General features: G+C 70.6%; 18 protein-coding genes. 6 read left to right on the top strand and 12 right to left on the bottom strand.

Annotation, left to right across the window (positions count from 1 at the left end):
- The coding region (locus IR155_RS10035; RefSeq protein WP_322783519.1) for a hypothetical protein at window positions 1-1117 on the top strand (1117 nt) is incomplete at its 5' end.
- 47 nt (window positions 1118-1164) lie between these two features.
- The gene (locus IR155_RS10030; RefSeq protein WP_135114691.1) at window positions 1165-1434 is read left to right on the top strand and encodes a hypothetical protein; all 270 of its coding nucleotides are present in this window, start codon (window positions 1165-1167) and stop codon (window positions 1432-1434) included.
- Between the two features lie 19 nt (window positions 1435-1453).
- Here IR155_RS10030 and IR155_RS10025 read toward each other — a convergent pair whose 3' ends face one another.
- Window positions 1454-2260 carry a TerC family protein gene (locus IR155_RS10025; RefSeq protein WP_135114690.1) on the bottom strand — a complete coding sequence of 269 codons (807 nt, stop codon included), beginning with the start codon at window positions 2258-2260 and terminating at the stop codon, window positions 1454-1456.
- A gap of 121 nt (window positions 2261-2381) precedes the next feature.
- Between IR155_RS10025 and IR155_RS10020 the strand changes: the two genes are divergently transcribed.
- Both IR155_RS10020 and argG read left to right on the top strand, forming a co-directional pair.
- Window positions 2382-2828, top strand: coding sequence for a hypothetical protein (locus tag IR155_RS10020; protein WP_135114689.1), 447 nt, complete (start codon window positions 2382-2384; stop codon window positions 2826-2828).
- 10 nt (window positions 2829-2838) lie between these two features.
- Window positions 2839-4281 carry an argininosuccinate synthase gene (argG, locus tag IR155_RS10015; protein ID WP_135114688.1) on the top strand — a complete coding sequence of 481 codons (1443 nt, stop codon included), beginning with the start codon at window positions 2839-2841 and terminating at the stop codon, window positions 4279-4281.
- A gap of 112 nt (window positions 4282-4393) precedes the next feature.
- Here argG and IR155_RS10010 read toward each other — a convergent pair whose 3' ends face one another.
- The 5 genes from IR155_RS10010 to IR155_RS09990 form a co-directional block, all read right to left on the bottom strand.
- A complete protein-coding gene (locus IR155_RS10010) occupies window positions 4394-4588 on the bottom strand; it encodes a DUF5302 domain-containing protein (protein WP_135114687.1) in 195 nt (64 codons plus the stop codon).
- A 49-nt stretch (window positions 4589-4637) separates the two neighbouring features.
- Window positions 4638-5309, bottom strand: a complete 672-nt coding sequence (locus IR155_RS10005; RefSeq protein ID WP_135114686.1) for a methionine ABC transporter permease — start codon at window positions 5307-5309, stop codon at window positions 4638-4640.
- Window positions 5306-6337 (bottom strand): methionine ABC transporter ATP-binding protein, encoded by a 1032-nt coding sequence (locus IR155_RS10000; protein ID WP_135114685.1) that lies wholly within the window; start codon window positions 6335-6337, stop codon window positions 5306-5308. Before IR155_RS10000 ends, IR155_RS10005 begins: the two co-directional genes overlap by 4 nt.
- 83 nt (window positions 6338-6420) lie before the next feature.
- Window positions 6421-7320, bottom strand: a complete 900-nt coding sequence (locus IR155_RS09995) for a MetQ/NlpA family ABC transporter substrate-binding protein (RefSeq protein ID WP_135114684.1) — start codon at window positions 7318-7320, stop codon at window positions 6421-6423.
- Between the two features lie 104 nt (window positions 7321-7424).
- On the bottom strand, window positions 7425-7934 hold the full coding sequence (locus tag IR155_RS09990; protein ID WP_135114683.1) for an Lrp/AsnC family transcriptional regulator: 510 nt from the start codon (window positions 7932-7934) through the stop codon (window positions 7425-7427).
- An 86-nt stretch (window positions 7935-8020) separates the two neighbouring features.
- On the opposite strand from IR155_RS09990, the gene ald reads away from it, so the two are divergent.
- Both ald and IR155_RS09980 read left to right on the top strand, forming a co-directional pair.
- Complete coding sequence (ald, locus tag IR155_RS09985; protein WP_135114682.1) at window positions 8021-9121, top strand: alanine dehydrogenase; 1101 nt, start codon at window positions 8021-8023, stop codon at window positions 9119-9121.
- Between the two features lie 42 nt (window positions 9122-9163).
- Window positions 9164-10105, top strand: coding sequence for a methyltransferase family protein (locus IR155_RS09980; protein WP_135114681.1), 942 nt, complete (start codon window positions 9164-9166; stop codon window positions 10103-10105).
- A gap of 61 nt (window positions 10106-10166) precedes the next feature.
- Here IR155_RS09980 and mnhG read toward each other — a convergent pair whose 3' ends face one another.
- From mnhG to IR155_RS09950, 6 genes are read right to left on the bottom strand one after another with little or no spacing between them, the layout of a single operon-like run.
- Window positions 10167-10499, bottom strand: coding sequence for a monovalent cation/H(+) antiporter subunit G (mnhG, locus tag IR155_RS09975; RefSeq protein WP_135114680.1), 333 nt, complete (start codon window positions 10497-10499; stop codon window positions 10167-10169).
- Window positions 10499-10777, bottom strand: coding sequence for a monovalent cation/H+ antiporter complex subunit F (locus IR155_RS09970; RefSeq protein WP_409366555.1), 279 nt, complete (start codon window positions 10775-10777; stop codon window positions 10499-10501). Before IR155_RS09970 ends, mnhG begins: the two co-directional genes overlap by 1 nt.
- Window positions 10774-11337 (bottom strand): Na+/H+ antiporter subunit E, encoded by a 564-nt coding sequence (locus IR155_RS09965; protein ID WP_135114679.1) that lies wholly within the window; start codon window positions 11335-11337, stop codon window positions 10774-10776. Before IR155_RS09965 ends, IR155_RS09970 begins: the two co-directional genes overlap by 4 nt.
- Window positions 11334-12896, bottom strand: a complete 1563-nt coding sequence (locus tag IR155_RS09960) for a Na+/H+ antiporter subunit D (protein ID WP_135114678.1) — start codon at window positions 12894-12896, stop codon at window positions 11334-11336. The genes IR155_RS09965 and IR155_RS09960 overlap by 4 nt, the downstream gene beginning before the upstream one ends.
- Window positions 12893-13459 (bottom strand): Na(+)/H(+) antiporter subunit C, encoded by a 567-nt coding sequence (locus tag IR155_RS09955; protein ID WP_135114677.1) that lies wholly within the window; start codon window positions 13457-13459, stop codon window positions 12893-12895. The genes IR155_RS09960 and IR155_RS09955 overlap by 4 nt, the downstream gene beginning before the upstream one ends.
- Window positions 13456-16431: a Na+/H+ antiporter subunit A gene (locus IR155_RS09950; RefSeq protein WP_135114676.1), complete on the bottom strand. Its 2976-nt coding sequence runs from the start codon at window positions 16429-16431 to the stop codon at window positions 13456-13458. The genes IR155_RS09955 and IR155_RS09950 overlap by 4 nt, the downstream gene beginning before the upstream one ends.
- Between the last annotated feature and the right edge of the window lie 214 nt (window positions 16432-16645).

Below are 16645 nucleotides of genomic sequence, written 5' to 3'. Positions count from 1 at the left end.
GGCTCCCGTGCCGCCCTCCCCCAAGCCGCCGGGGCGCCTCGACGCGCATACCGGGCACCGGTACGTCACGCGTTCGGACGGGGCACCGCCGCTGCCGCCCGCCGGCGGGTACCGCGGTGCGCGGCGCGTCGCCGGCCCAGCGTTCTCGGTCCCGGTGATCGCCGCGGCCGCGCCGGAGCGGCCGCGTCCCGGCCTCTTCGGCTGGATCGCGCTGGGCGTGAGCGCGCTGTTCGCGCTGGCCCTCGTCGCCCTGCTCGCGCTCGGCGCCACCGACGCGATCTACGGCGCGACCGTCGTGGTCCTGCAGCTCGTCGTGCTCGGAGTGATCGTCGCGGCGCTGTTCACTGCACGCGGGCGCACGCTCGGCGCCGCCGGGCTCGCGGTCGCGCTGCTGCTGAACGTCGGCACCGTCGGGGCCCTCAGCGCGATGCGCACCTCGGCCGAGGGCGGCTATGCGGGCACGAAGACCGAGGAGGAGCGGCGCCTCGAGGCCTACCCCGGGATCAAGGACGAGCCCGCGAGCGAGACGCTCGCACGTCCCTCGCTCGAGGCCGTGCGCGAGACGAGCGACGCGCTGTCGACGGAGATTCGCGACACGCTCACGGCCGAGTACGGCTTCACCTGGACCGACGCCCCGCCCGAGGATCTGCGCCCGGAGCGCAACGGGTACGGTGGCGAGTCGATGCTCGTGAGGTACACCTCGACGACCTGGTCGACGAACGAGCCGGTCAGCGGCACCCAGCGGAAGACCGCGGTCATGCACGCGATCGAGGACGTCCTCGCCGAGCACGACTGGTGGGGGATGTACGCGTTCAACGATCCGGAGTCGGGAATGGATCCCGCGTTGCTGGAGAAGTTCTACGGCAGCGCCGACGTCGACACCCAGGTCGGATGGGAGTGGTACACCGAGGATCCGTCGGGAGAGATCGCGGTCTACGCGACGATCACCGACCTCGCCAACGACACGACGGGCGAGTGGCGCACGGACGCCGAGGCCCAGTCGGCCAAGACGGGCGAGCCGCTCGAGGGCCTGCAGATCGCGTTCTACGCGGAACGCCTCCTCAGCGAGGCCGATCGCGAGGAGTTCGAGAGCCGCATGGCGGAGTACGGCGGCTGACCCGCCCCGCTCTCCCCGCCGAATCCGGGATCGAGCATGATGGATCCATGTCGCTCAACAACTCGCGCACCACCAACGGCACCGCCTGGGCCGCCTTCTGGTTCGGCCTCGCCGGACTCGTGCTGATGCCGATCCCGCTGTTCATCGGGCTGATCCTCGGCGGCGGCCTCTCGCTGATCGCCGCCGTCCTCGCGGTCATCGCCCTGCTCAAGGGCCTCAGCCGTCAGGGCAAGGGCATCGCGCCCGTCGTCTTCGCGGGCATCTTCGTCGCCCTCACGTGGGGCGGCATCTCCATCGGCGGCGGCACCATCTGGTGATCCCGCCGCCGAGGCCTTCTCAGGCCTTGGGCTCGTTGATCGCCTGAGCCTCTTCCTCGGGCGTGTAGCCGCTGTGAAGGTGCACGGGCTCGGCGGCCACTCCCATGCGCTTGCGCTTGCGGGCCGCGGCGGCGAGGTTGAGTCCCTCGACGAGGATCGCGAACGCCATCGGGCCGTAGATGAAGGCCTTGTCGATGTGGATCCCGAAGCCCTCGGCGACGAGGAACACGCCGATCAGCAGCAGGAACGCCAGCGCCAGCATCTTCACCGTCGGGTGGTTGTTCACGAACGTGAAGATGTGCTTGGCGGCGAAGAGCATCAGGCCGAACGACAGCACGACGACCGTGATGATGACGAGCAGGTTGCTCGTCATGCCGACCGCCGTGATGACGGAGTCGAGCGAGAACACGAGGTCGAGCGCCAGGATCTGCGCCAGCACCGAGCCGAAGGTGGCCTTCCCACCGCCGGCGGAGCCGTGGTCGTCCTCGCCCTCGAGCTTGTGGTGGATCTCCGTGACCGCCTTGTAGACGAGGAAGAGGCCACCGGCGATCAGGATCAGGTCGCGCCCCGAGAAGCCGAGGTCGCCGATCGCGAACAGGTCCTCCTCGAGCGTGATGATCCATCCGGCGAAGAGCACGAGCAGGATGCGCATCAGCATCGCGAGCGTCAGGCCGAGGTTGCGGGCCTTCGCCTGCTGCTCCTTGGGGAGCTTGGCGGCGAGGATCGAGATGAAGATGACGTTGTCGACGCCGAGCACCACCTCGAGCACGAAGAGGGTGACGAAGACGAGGGCCAGGTCAGGCGTGAACTCGAGCGCGAACTCCATGCTGCAAGCATGGCGGCAATTCGCTATGGCTCCGCTGAGGAAGCGCGGACGCGCCGCATCCGGACCGCAGGCGGCGAGATCGTCCCGCTGAGCGGCGCGACCCGTCGCTAGGCTGACGCGCATGACGACTCCCCCGGCGAGCGCGGCGCGCCACCTGTCCGGCTGGTGGCCCGTGTTCCGCGCCGCGGGCGCGCTCCTGATCCTGGCGGCCATCGTCGCGCAGCTTCAGCGCACGATCGAGATCGCCCTCGCCGCGACGACGCCGCACGGGTCGCATCTGCCGACGGTGATCGCCAACTTCTTCAGCTTCTTCACGATCGAGTCCAACGTGCTGTCGGTGCTGGGGCTCGGGGCGGCCGCCGTGTGGTCGTGGACGCACCGCGGCACCGCCGCTCATCCGCCCCTCTGGCTCACGGTGCTGCTGACGGCCGCGACCGCCTACATGCTCGTCACGGGCGTCGTCTACAACACGCTGCTGCGCGGCTGGTACGGGCGACGGGCGGGCCGCAGGTTCGACGCCGATGCCGGCGTCCTCCCGCCGACGGGGCGCTCCAGCGTCACGCAATAGGATTGGAGCCATGTCGAAGGTCCTCGAATCCCTGCCCGTCGGCGAGCGCGTCGGCATCGCCTTCTCCGGGGGCCTTGACACCTCCGTCGCCGTCGCGTGGATGCGCGACAAGGGGGCGATCCCGTTCACGTACACGGGCGACCTCGGGCAGCCGGATGAGGACGACATCGACTCGATCCCCGGCCGCGCGCTGAGCTACGGCGCCGAGGCGTCGCGTCTCATCGACTGCAAGCCGATGCTCGTCGAGGAGGGCTTCGGCGCCCTCGCCTGCGGCGCGTTCCACATCCGCTCGGGCGGCCGCACCTACTTCAACACGACGCCGCTCGGCCGTGCAGTCACCGGCACGCTGCTGGTGCGCGCGATGAAGGAGGACGGCGTCGAGATCTGGGGCGACGGCTCCACCTACAAGGGCAACGACATCGAGCGGTTCTACCGCTACGGCCTGCTCGCCAACCCCCGCCTGCGCATCTACAAGCCCTGGCTCGACGCGACCTTCGTCAGCGAGCTCGGCGGGCGCAAGGAGATGAGCGAGTGGCTCGTCGCGCACGACTTCCCGTACCGCGACTCGGCCGAGAAGGCGTACTCGACCGACGCGAACATCTGGGGTGCCACGCACGAGGCGAAGACGCTCGAGGAGCTGAACGTCTCGCTCGAGACGGTCGAGCCGATCATGGGCGTGCGCTTCTGGGATCCGTCCGTCGAGATCGCGACCGAGGACGTGACCGTCACGTTCGAGGCCGGTCGTCCGGTCGCCCTCAACGGCGTCGAGTACACCGACCCGGTCGCGCTTGTCTTCGAGGCGAACCGCATCGGCGGCCGCCACGGCCTCGGCATGAGCGACCAGATCGAGAACCGGATCATCGAGGCGAAGTCGCGCGGCATCTACGAGGCCCCGGGAATGGCGCTGCTGTTCATCGCCTACGAGCGCCTCGTCAACGCGATCCTGAACGAGGACACCCTCGCGACGTACCACGAGCAGGGGCGTCGCCTCGGCCGCCTGATGTACGAGGGTCGCTGGCTCGAGCCGCAGTCGTTTATGCTGCGCGAGTCGATCCAGAAGTGGGTCGGATCGGCCATCACCGGCTCGGTGACGCTGCGCCTGCGCCGCGGCGAGGACTACACGATCCTCGACACCTCGGGCCCGTCGCTGTCGTACGCGGCCGAGAAGCTGTCGATGGAGCGCGTCGGCGACGCGGCCTTCGGCCCGACCGACCGCATCGGCCAGCTCACGATGCGCAACCTCGACATCGCCGACTCGCGCACGCGCCTCGAGCAGTACGCGGGGATGGGCCTGATCGGCGGCCCGACGGCCGAGCTCGTCGGCGCGCTCGAGCAGGGCGGCGCGGGCGAGATCACGCAGTCGGCTGAGCCCGCGGGCCTCGGCGAGGAGGAGAGCGCCTCCGCGATCGAGGCCGCCAACGAATCCGCCGCGTTCGACTCCGGCACCGACTGACGCGGGACCACCGCGAGAGCACATCGCCCCCGTGATCGCACATCCCTGAGGATGTGACGTCACGGGGGCGATGCGTTCTCGACGTGAGGGATGTGCGCTCGCGGCGCGCCGCTCAGCCCGACTTGCGGCGGAACTCGCGCTTGCCGCCGGCAGCACCGTGCGTGCCGTGGATCGCGCCGGCGCCATGCGGACCGCCGCTACCGGGTGCGCCGTTCTTCGCGGCGCTCTGGGCGTTCTTGCGCTCGAGAGCCTCGCGGAACTTCGCCTTCGCCTCGTCGCTTGCGGAGTTCTTCGATTCTTCAGACATGGGACAAGTGTAGGCGCGCCGCTCGCGGGCGGCGCCGACCCGATCCGCGTCAGCGACGCAGGATGCGGCGCGCGAGCCAGTTGCCGAGTCCCTGGACGACCTGGGTGACGACGATGATGATCACGAGCGCCGACCACGTCACGACCTCGTCGAATTGGCGGAACCCATAGGCGACGGCGTAGTTGCCGAGGCCCTCGCCGCCGGCCATGCCGGCCACGGCAGACATGTCGATGAGCGCCACCGTGGCGAAGGTGTAGCCGAGGATCAGCGGCCCCGCTCCCTCGGGCAGGATCACCGTGCGGATGATCCGCCACGGTGACGCGCCGGTGGAGCGAGCGGCCTCGATCACGCCCGGATCCACCGTGACGAGGTTCTGCTCGACGATCCGGGCGATCCCGAACGTCGCCGCGAGCGACAGCGCGAAGATGATGGCCTCGTTGCCGATTCCCCGGCCGACGACCGCGCGGGCAAGCGGCTGCATGGCGACGAGGAAGATGATGAACGGGATCGGCCGGATCGTGTTCACGAGTGCGTTGAGGATGCCGTAGACGACGGGCTGCTCGAGGATCGCCCCGCGCCGCGTGACCGTGATGGTCGTGCCGACGACGAGCCCGCCGATGCCGCCGAAGATCAGCGACGCGACGACGAGCCACAGGGTGATGCCGGTCTGCTCGAGCAGGTCGGGGGCGATGCCGCTCAGGCGGTCGAGGATGTCGCTCATGCCGCCACCTCGCTGATCGTGACGCCGCCGCCGATGCTGGCGAGCGCGTCGCGCACCGCCGCGTCGTCGCCGCGGACGGCGATCGTGAGCAGGCCGTACACGCGGCCCTGGATGTCGTCGACCCCGCCGTGCACGAGGTTGAAGTCGACTCCGGCGCGCGCGAGGGCTCCGAAGACGCGCGCCTCGGAGGCCCCCTCGTCCGTGAACGAGATCGTGAAGAGCCGTCCCTCGTGCTGGGCGCGCAGCGCGGTGAGCGCGTCGCCGTCGGGAAGCGCACGCACGACGGTGCGGACGAAGCGTCGGGCGGTGTCGGTCTGCGGCGCGGTGAACACGTCGTAGGTCGCACCCTGCTCGACGACCCTGCCCGCCTCCATCACGGCGACCTTGTTCGCGATGCGGGCGATCACATCCATCTCGTGCGTGATCACGACGATCGTGACGCCGAGCTCGCGGTTGACGCGGGCGAGCAGATCCAGCACCTCGTCGGTCGTCTCGGGATCGAGCGCGCTCGTCGCCTCGTCGGCGAGCAGGATGCCCGGCTCGGCCGCGAGGGCGCGGGCGATGCCCACCCGCTGCTGCTGGCCTCCCGACAGCTGCTCGGGGTAGGCGTCCGCCTTGTCGGCGAGGCCCACGAAGTCGAGCAGCTCGGCGACGCGCGCCGCGCGCTGGGCGCGGGGGACGCGGGCGACCTCGAGGGGGTAGGCGATGTTCCCGCTGATCGTGCGGGAGCGCAGCAGGTTGAACCGCTGGAAGATCATGCCGATCCCCTGCCGCACGCGGCGCAGCTGGGCCTCCCGCAGCGTCGCGATGTCGACGCCGTCGACCTCGATCGACCCGGCGGATACGGGCTCGAGGCCGTTGATCAGCCGGACGAGCGTCGACTTGCCGGCGCCCGAGTAGCCGATCACGCCGAACACGTCGCCCTTCTCGATGTCGAGGCTGACGGCGTCGACGGCCGTCACCGGCTGGCCGCCGCGGCGCTGTGGCGGGTAGGTCTTCGACACGTCGGTGATGCGGATGTGGGGCATGGCTCCTCGCGAGATCGATCAGGGGCGAGACGACGGAAGCGCGTGCCGGTGCTCTCGCACCGCGCACGCGCCATCCGGTCGGGTCACTGACCCTGGATGTCCGCCTGCACCTCGGCGAGCGCGGTCTGCAGCTCGTCCTTCGGGGTCGCGGCGAAGACGGCGGTGCCGCCCGAGACCTCCTGGACGCCGTCGAGCACATCCTGGTTGGTCTGGTAGATCTCGACAAGGGTGTTCAGCACCTCGTCGTCGATGTCGTCGGCCTTCACCGCGAAGATGTTCACGTAGGGAAGCGCCGACGGGTCGGCCGGGTCGTCCTGCGCGATCGCGGCGCTGGGCTCGAGACCCGCCTTGGTGACGAAGTCGTTGTTGATGATGGCGGCGGCGACGTCGGGCAGCGACGTCACGGTGATGGCGGCGTCGACGGCCTTGACCTCCACGCGCGACTCGTCGGCGATCACGTCCTCGGCGGTCGAGAACGAGTTCCCGCCGTCCTCGAGGGTGATCAGCCCGGCCTCCTGCAGCACCAGAAGGCCGCGGGCCTGGTTGGTGGCGTCGTTCGGGACGACGACGGTCTCGCCGTCCGGGATGTCCTCGACGCTGTCGTACTTCTCGGAGTACAGCCCGAGCGGGTAGATCGCGGTCGCGCCGATCGGCTGCAGGTCGTCGCCCGAGGAGGCGTTGTAGTCGGCGAGGTACTGGATGTGCTGGAACTGGTTGATGTCCAGCTCGCCCTCGCTGAGCGCGGGGTTCGGCTGCGTGTACTCGGTGAAGTCGACGATGTCGAGCGCGATGCCCTCGGCCTCCACCGCCTCCTCGTACACCGCCCAGTACGGGTCGCTCGCGCCGACGACGCCGAGCTTCACCGGGTTCTCCTCGGTGCCGAGCTCGGGCTCTCCGGCGCCGCCGGCGGATGAGGCGCAGCCGGCGAGGGCGAGAAGACTGAGGGCGGCGAGAGGCGCGATAGCGCGGATGGTGCGGGACATTGGGTGCTCCTTCTGGGTGCGTACCCTCCACGCTAAGCAGGCGGTGCCCGGCCGCCCGAACCGAGGCGACACACACCGCAACACACGCCGAAGCGGCGCCCGGATCAGCGGAACGGCGCCGCCACCGCGTTGCGGTGGTACTCGAAGATGATGCTCGTGCGGGTGGAGGCCACCGACTGCTGCGCCGAGAGGTGATCGACCACGAACCGGCGGACGTCGCTGGATCCCTCCACCGCGATGTGCACGAGGAAGTCGTCCGTGCCGCCGACGAAGAACATCTGCAGCACCTCGGGCAGGCGCCGCACCTCGTCGGCGAACTGCACGATGCTGTCGTGGCGCGATCCGGGGCGAAGAGTCACGCCGACGATCGCCTGAAGACCGCGGCCGAGACGGTTGTGATCCACGCTCGCGTGGAAGCCGCGGATGACGCCGCGCTCGATGAGCGAGCGAGTGCGAACGTGGGCGGTCGACGGGGCGATGTCGAGCGCCGCGGCGAGGTCGGCGTTGGTGATGCGGCCATCCTGCTCGAGGATCTCGACGATCCGCTCGTCGAGCTCATCCAGTTCCGCGACACGCAGATTCTTCGGCGGGGTGGGGGATTCCGACCTCGGCACGATCGCTCCTTCTCGACTTGGGGCATCTGATCGAAGGATCTTCGCACATCCTGGGCTGACGGCGAAGCAACTGCGATCCTGTCGGCATGCGCATCGGCATCCCCACGGAGATCAAGAACAACGAATCGCGCGTCGCGATCACGCCCGCGGGCGTCGACGCCCTCGTCGGCAACGGCCACGACGTGCTCGTGCAGGCGGGGGCCGGGCTCGGCTCGCGGATCTCCGACGACGACTACGCCGCCGCCGGCGCTCGCATCGTCACCGAGGCCGCCGACGTGTGGGGCGAGGCCGAGCTTCTCGTGAAGGTGAAGGAGCCGATCGCCGCCGAGTACGGCTTCCTGCGCCCCGACCTCACGCTCTTCGCGTACCTCCACCTCGCCGCCGACGCGTCCCTCACCCGCGCCCTGATGGATGCCGGCCCCACCGCCGTCGCGTACGAGACAGTGCAGCTGCCCGACCGCTCGCTGCCGCTGCTCGTGCCGATGAGCGAGGTCGCCGGGCGCCTGTCCATCGCCGTCGGCGCGCACTCGCTGATGCGCCCCGAGGGCGGCCGGGGGATGCTGCTCGGCGGCATCGCCGGCACCCCGCGCGCGAACGTCGTCGTGATCGGCGGAGGCGTCGCGGGCGAGCACGCCGCGGCGAATGCGCTCGGCCTCGGCGCGCAGGTCACCGTGCTGGATGTGTCGCTGCCGCGGCTGCGCGAGCTCGAGCGCCGCTACGGCGGCGCCCTGCAGACCCGGGCCTCCACGCGCTACGCCGTGGCCGAGGCGGTCGCCGACGCCGACCTCGTGATCGGCTCGGTGCTGATCCCCGGCGCCGCCGCGCCCAAGCTCGTGACGCTCGACATGGTCGCCGACATGAAGCCCGGCTCGGTGCTCGTCGACATCGCGATCGACCAGGGCGGGTGCTTCGAGGGATCCCACCCGACGACGCACGACGATCCGACGTTCGCCGTGCACCGGTCGCTGTACTACTGCGTGGCGAACATGCCCGGCGCCGTGCCCGAGACGTCGACCCGCGCCCTCACCAACGCGACCCTGCCGTACATCCAGCGGATCGCCGGCCAGGGCTGGGACGCCGCCTCCGCCGCCGACCCGGCTCTCGCCAAGGGTCTGAACGTCCGCGGCGGCAGGATCGTCAACGACGGCGTCAAGGCCGCGTACGCGAGCTTCGCCCTCGCGCACTGACGCCGCCGGGTGCGGACCCCAGGGCCCCATACACTCTGAGCCATGGCGCACCTCTCGCAGCTCGGCGCCGTGACGGCCGAGCCGCGCGGGGCGCGGACACTCGGCCGGGCGTACTTCGCGGCGCAGGCGGTCGCCGGCGCCGCGTGGTGGGTGGCGGTGTTCGCGGTCGACGGCGTGCGCGTCGCGACGCTCGGCGGCCTGGATCCCGTCCCGCTCGCGCTGCTCGACGTGCCGCTGTTCGTCGTCGCATCGGCGCTGGCGGCGCTGCGCGTGCGGGCCACCGCGTGGATCGTCGCGGCCTGGACCGCGCTCGTCGCGGCCGGGATGGCGCTGTACGCGACCGCGACGGCGGAGGCCGGATCGGGCGCGGTGCTGATGATCGCCGCCACCGCCGGAACGCTTGCCGCCGCGCTGCTGTCGACACGCGGGCGCCTCCCGGGCGAATGGATGCTGATCGGCCCCTTCGCGTTCCGCACCGCGCGTCCCGAGGGCCGGCGGGCGCTGCTCGGCCTCACCGGCCTGCAGGTGCTCGTGTTCTGGGTGCTGTTCCTGGCGGTCATCCCCGCCGCGATCGTGTGGTTCGAGCACCGCTGGCGCGTCGCGATCCCGGTTCCCCCGGGGGTGCCGGTCGCGGGGGCCGTCCTGCTGGTGGCCGCCTCGACGCTCGGGCTGTGGTCGGCGCACACGATGTCGACGCTCGGTCGCGGCACGCCCCTTCCCGCGGCCCTGCCCCGACGCCTCGTTGTCGCGGGTCCGTACCGCTGGGTGCGCAACCCGATGGCGGTCGCCGGCATCGCGCAGGGCGTCTCGGTCGGCCTGATCGCGGGATCCTGGCTCGTCGTCGTCTACGCGATCTGCGGATCCGCCGTCTGGAACCACCTGATCCGCCCGCACGAGGAGGCCGACCTCTCGGCCCGGTTCGGCGCCGAGTACGACCGGTACCGCGCATCCGTCGCGTGCTGGGTGCCCCGCATGCCCCGCTGAGCCGCGGCGCCGAGCGGCCCTTCCGCACACGGGAAAGGGCCGATCCGCACCGGTACCCCGGCTACTCGGCGTCGCGCAGCTCGTCGACGACGAGCGTCTCCTCGTGGATCGTGCCGTTGCGGTACGCCTGCCGGCCGATCATGTGCGCGCTGAGCGGCGCCGTCGCCATCTGGATGAGCACGACCGGCACGAGCGAGGCGACCGCGGCCCAGGATCGCAGCGCGAGCGCGACCGCGACCGCGATGAACAGCAGTCCGAGCACCTGGGGCTTCGTCGCCGCGTGAAGGCGCGAGGGCACGTCGCGGAAGCGCAGCAGACCGATCGCGGCCGTGACGCAGAGCACGGCACCGAGCAGGACGAGCGCGAGCGCCGCGATGTCGAGGATCGGATCCATCAGCGGTCCCTCCTCGCGACGAACCGCGCGACCGAGATGGAGCCGAACACCCCGACGGCCGCGATGATCAGCATGATCGGGATTGAACGCGCGTGCTGGTTGATCACCATCTCCGCGCCGAGCACGCACAGCACCTCGGTCAGCAGCACGTCGCTCGCGACGGCGCGGTCGAGGATCGACGGGCCCACCACGATCCGGACGATCGTCAGCGCGGCCGCGACCGCGAACGCGACCAGGATCACGCCGATCAGGAGAGCCTTCATCGTGTCGGGGGTCATCCGGTCGCCTCCTTCCGGGGCCGGCGCAGCGCGGCGAGGTCGTCGCGGGAGCCCACGGCGCGGACGATCCGCGCCTCCCACAGCAGCACGTGGCGACGCTGCTCCTCGGCGTCGGCTTGGTCGCGGATGCCGAGCACATGGAGATACAGGATGCGCCGCTCGCGGTCGGCCTCGACGATGAGCGAGCCGGGGATCAGCGACGAGGTGACGGCGACGTGGGTCATGATCAGGTCGGCATCGGTGCGCAGCGGCACGGCGATGATGCCGCTCGTCGTCTCGCCGGGGCGCAGCGCCTGCCACGCGACAGTGACGGCACCGCGCACAAGCTCGCCGACGAACAGCAGCACGAACACGAGGCCGTACCAGAGGTTCACGCGCCCCGACAGCTCGGCCGCCGGGAGGTGGAACACCTTGGTCACGCCGATCGCCACGGCGATGCCCGTGATCGCGGCGAGCACCGTGAACTGGCCCCACAGCATCATCCAGAGCACGACGAGCCAGACGAAGAACGGCAGCTGGCTCCAGAAACGGCGGAAGGACGCCTTCGCGGTGGGGCTCATGACGACTCCTCCACCTCGCCGAGGTCGACGAGCGAGACGGGCTCGAGCAGAGCCGATCCGATCCGCTCGCAGATCTCGTACAGCGGCCCGGCGAAGACGGTGAGCCCGACGGAGATGGCGACCATCCCGACCGTGGCGGCGGTCATGATGCGCGGGATCACCCGGCGCTCGCTGACCTCCTCGGCCGCGGGAGCGCCGCCGAGGTGCTGGATGCGCGCCTCGGTCTCGACCGAGTCGTCCTCCTCGCGCCAGAACGACAGGTTCCACGCGCGCATCAGGGCGTACAGCGTCAGCAGCGACGTGACGATGCCGCCCGCGATCAGCGTGTACATCAGCGGCGTGCCGACCTGGGCCGCGGCGTCGAACAGCGCGAACTTGCCGATGAAGCCCGAGAACGGCGGCAGGCCGCCGAGGTTCAGCGCGGGGATCAGGTACAGCGCCGCGAGCACCGGAGCGGCGCCGAACAGGCCCTTCACCTTCAGGATCGACGTGCTGCCGGCGCGGCGCTCGATGAGCCCCACCGCGAGGAACAGCGTCGTCTGCACCACGATGTGGTGGACCATGTAGTAGATCGTCGCGCCGATCGCGGCCTCGGTCACGATCGCGAGGCCGAAGATCATGTAGCCGACGTGGCTGACGAGCGTGAACGACAGGATGCGCTTGAGCTCGGCCTGAGCGACCGCGCCCAGCACGCCGACGATCATCGTCGCGAGGGCGACGACGAGCAGCAGCACGTTCACGTCGCTGTCGTTGAAGAGCTGCGTCTCGGTGCGGATCAGCGCGTACACGCCGACCTTCGTCAGCAGGCCGGCGAACACCGCGGTGACCGGCGCGGGGGCCGTCGGGTACGAGTCGGGGAGCCAGAACGACAGCGGGAACACCGCCGCCTTCACGCTGAACGCCACGAGCAGCAGCAGATGCAGCACGAGCTGAACGTTGTCGGGAAGCTCAGTCATCCGCTCGGCGATCTGCGCCATGTTCACGGTGCCCAGCGCGCCGTAGATGACGGCGATGGCCGAGAGGAACAGCACGGACGACACGAGCGAGACGACGATGTACACGACGCCCGTGCGGATCCGGGATTCGGTGCTGCCGAGCGTGATCAGCACGTACGACGCGACGAGCAGCATCTCGAAGCCGACGTAGAGGTTGAACAGGTCGCCCGCGATGAACGCGTCGAAGATTCCCGCCGCCAGGATGAGGTACGACGGGTGGAAGATCGACACCGGCGTCTCGTCGTCGCCGTCGGCGGCGCCCTGGCCGACCGAGAAGAGCAGCACCGCGAGCAGGACGACGCTCGACACGGCGACAAGCAGCGCGGCGAGGCGGTCGACGTACAGCACGATGCCGAACGGCAGCGGCCAGCCCGCGACGGTGACCGCGAGCGGTGTGCCGGCGTCGACGATCACGAACATCGCGACGGCGATCGCGAAGGTCAGGGTCAGCGTGATGATCGAGACGCCGACCTGCAGCCGGCGGCGACGGCCGGCGACGAGCGTGACCGCCGCGCCGATGAGCGGCAGGCCCACAACGAGCGGCACGAGGAGGCTCGGGGTCATGAGCGGTCCTCCTCATCCTCGTCGGTGTCGGTGCTGCGCCTGCGGTATTCCGATGAGGGAATGTCGACTGGCGCATCCGGCAGCAGTCCCAGCGCGCCGGCGCCGTCTATCGCCCGCAGCGGCGAGGCGACCGTGTCGATGAAGTCGGTCGTCGCGTCGTCGCCGGCGGTCTCGGCGAGCGCCTGCTCGGCCTCGACCGAGCGGGCGCGCAGCGCGAGGTCCTCGGCGTCGTCCTCGACCGTGTCGGCCTGTCCCAGCTGCCAGGACCGGTAGATGAGCGCGAGCAGGAACGCGCTCACGGCGAACGTGATGACGATCGCCGTGAGCATCAGGGCCTGGGGCAGCGGGTCGCTGCGCGGACCGGCGTCGCCCGGATATTCGGCGTCCCCCGCGAAGGGAGCGGAGCCCGGGAAGCCCATCACGATGATCAGCAGCAGGTTCGTGGCATTCCCCAGCAGCAGGAAGCCGATCAGCACGCGGGTCAGGCTGCGCTCGAGCATCGCGTACACGCCCGCCGCGTAGAGCACCGCCATCACGATCACGAGGGTGAGGGAGACGTTCATCGGGCCTCCTCCTCACGCGGCGCGCTGACGCGCCAGGTCGCCTCGGAGCCCTTCATCTGCCTGTCGACCTCGGCGCCGAGGCTGCGCAGCACGTCGAGCACGAGGCCGATCACGACGAGGTACACGCCGACGTCGAAGATCGTCGAGGTGACGAACTCGACGTGCCCGACGATCGCGAGATCCGCCTCGAAGACGGCGCGGGTCAGCGGATCGAGGCCGAAGAACAGCGGCACGAGCGTCGTGCCGACCGCCAGCAGCATTCCCGTGCCGAGCAGCCATCCCGCATCGGTCGGGGCCGCGACGCCGAGTTCGTACCGGCCGCCCGCGACGTAGCGCATCACGAGGGCCATGCCGGCGACGAGGCCGCCCGCGAAGCCGCCGCCGGGCAGATTGTGGCCCGCGAAGAGGAGGTAGATCGACACCACGATGATCGTGTGGAACAGGATGCGGACGATCACCTCGAGCACGATCGAACGCGACTCGGCGCTCATCTTCTGCCCGCCGACGAGCCAGGCCCTCGGGCGCTCGTCCGTGGCCGCACTGTGCACCTCGATGCCGCCGGTGGTCTCGACCAGGTGCTTTCCGGCCGCGCCGAGACGCGGCGCGCGCGACTGGCGTCCGCCGCCGGGCAGGCCCCGCGTGAGCCGCTGCAGGGTGTCGCTGCGGTCGGTGACGAACACGAGCGAGGCGACACCGGTGGCCGCGAGGATAAGCACCGACAGCTCGCCCATCGTGTCCCAGCCGCGCAGATCGACGAGGGCGACGTTGACGACGTTCTTTCCATGCCCGATCTCGTATGCGAGCTGCTCCCAGCCCTCGGAGACGGGCGAGTGGATGCGCGCGCTCGAGGCGATGACGACGAGCGCGGCCATCGTGAGACCGACGGCGCCGGCGAGGATCGCGCGCAGGACGGGCGCCGCCGTGCCGTTGTGGGCGCCCATCCGGGACGGAAGGCGGCGCAGGACCAGAGCGAACGCGACGAGCGTGACCGTCTCGACGAGCACCTGGGTGAGGGCGAGGTCGGGGGCGCCGATCACGGCGAAGAGGGTGATCATGCCGAGGCCCGTGACGGCCACGAGCACGACGCTCGTGTAGCGCTTGCGCGCCCGCACGGCGATCACGGCGGCCGCGATCATGATCGGCGCGACGGCGAGCTGCACCGGATCCTGCCAGGCGTCCAGCGCGATCCGCCAGTCGGGCGCCGCGAGCAAGGCGACGCCCTCGCCCACCACCAGCACGATGAAGATCGTCGCGACGTAGATCGGCAGCGACCCCCGCTGCGTCAGCGTGGTCACCGCGACCGAGGCGCGGTCGACGCCGCGGGTGATGGCGTAGTACGCATCCGCGGCCGTGAACGGCAGCACGCGTCCGGTCATGTCGAACCCGGTCGCGCGGGCGAGCCAGAACAGCGTCGCGCCGCCGGCGAGGGTCACGACCGACAGCAGCAGCGCGGGGCCGAGGCCGTGCCACAGGGCGAGGTGCGCGGGGTGCTCCGCGACCGGCGTGATCGCGGCGGCCGTGTCGGCATACGGCGCGATGAGCGTGTCGAGCATCGGTGCGACGAGCCCGGCGGCGAGGCCCCCGGCCGCGAGCACCAGCGGCACCCCGAGGAAGCCGATCGGCGGGTCGGGCCACGCGGTGCGCGGGCGCTCGGCGCCCGTCCTGTCGCGCTTGGTCCAGAACGCGCCCCACAGGAACCGCGCACCGTATGCCACGGTGAGCATGGATCCGGCGACGATGCCGACGAGGGCCGCGAGCGCCCATCCGTCTCCCGCACCGGACGCATCGAGCAGGGCGGTGAGCGCGCCCTCCTTCGCCACGAAGCCGAGCGTCGGCGGCAGGCCGGCCATCGAGGCCACCGCGACGGCGGAGATGACGGCCATCACCGGGGCCTGGCGGCCGACGCCCGACAGCTCGTCGATGTCTCGGGTGTTGAGCTGTCGGTCGATCACGCCGACCACGAGGAACAGCGTCGACTTGAACAGGGCGTGCGCGAGCAGCAGCGCGAGCCCGGCGAGCGCCGCGTCGCGCGTGCCGTAACCGATCACCACGGAGATGAAGCCGAGCTGGCTCACCGTGCCGAACGCGAGGATGCGCTTCAGGTCGCTCTCGCGCAGCGCCTGCACGCCGCCGAGCAGCATCGTGAAGACGCCGAGCGTGATGATCACGGGCCGCCACGGGTCGGCGTCGGCGTACACGGGAGCGAACCGCGCGAGCAGGTAGATTCCCGCCTTCACCATCGCCGCCGCGTGGAGGTAGGCGCTCACCGGGGTGGGGGCGGCCATGGCCCCGGGAAGCCAGAAGTGGAACGGGAAGATCGCCGACTTGCTGAGCGCGCCGACCAGAAGCAGCACAAGGGCGACGTTCACCAGTGGTCCGCTCGGCGCCAGCTCGAGGATCTTGCTGAGGCTCGTGGTGTCGGCGGTCGCGGCGAGGATGACGACGCCGATCAGCATCACGAGGCCGCCGAGCGTCGTGACGAGCAGCGCCTGCAGGGCCGCGCGGCGGCTTCCGGCGCGCAGGTGGTAGTGGCCGATGAGCAGGTACGACAGGATGCTCGTCATCTCCCAGAACATCACGAGCATGACGATGTCGTCGGTGAGCACGAGGCCGTACATCGCGCCGGCAAAGGCGAGCAGGACGCTCGAGAAGCGGCCGAGCCCCTCGGTCTTGCCGCGGAAGTACCAGCGGCAGTAGATCATCACGAGCGCGCCAACGCCGCTGACGACGAGCGCCATGACCCAGCCGAGCGTGTCCATCCGCATGGAGATCTCGATGCCGAGCGGTCGGATCCACTCGTATGCCGCGAACGGGATGTCGCCCTGGACGACCCGCCCGCCCATCCAGACCGCATGGACCAGCGCCGCGAGCGGGAACAGTGCGCCCACATAGAACACGCGGGCGCCGAGCGGCTTCGCCAGGAGCGCCAGCAGCAGAGACCCTGCGGCGAACGAAAGAAGGAGAGTCAACATGGGCGTCTCCTCGGGCTCGTCGGGCGAAAGCGGCGGCTCAGGCAGGCGAAAGGGGGTTCACCCACTCTACCTGGGGAGTTGTACCCTCCGGCCCGCGGCCTCCGTCGCCTCGGTCGTCGCTTCGGCCCGGGGGCCGCTCAGAGCGGACGCGCCGAGACGAGGAGATCCCGCGAGAAGAGGAGGATCCGCGCCGGATCATCCTGTTCTCGCGTCA

Origin of the sequence: Microbacterium paludicola (assembly GCF_015235415.1) — a bacterium.
In the GTDB taxonomy this organism is placed as follows: Bacteria; Actinomycetota; Actinomycetes; order Actinomycetales; family Microbacteriaceae; genus Microbacterium; species Microbacterium paludicola.
Note: the sequence above shows the minus strand (reverse complement) of the source record. Positions and strands in the feature narration are given on the sequence as shown.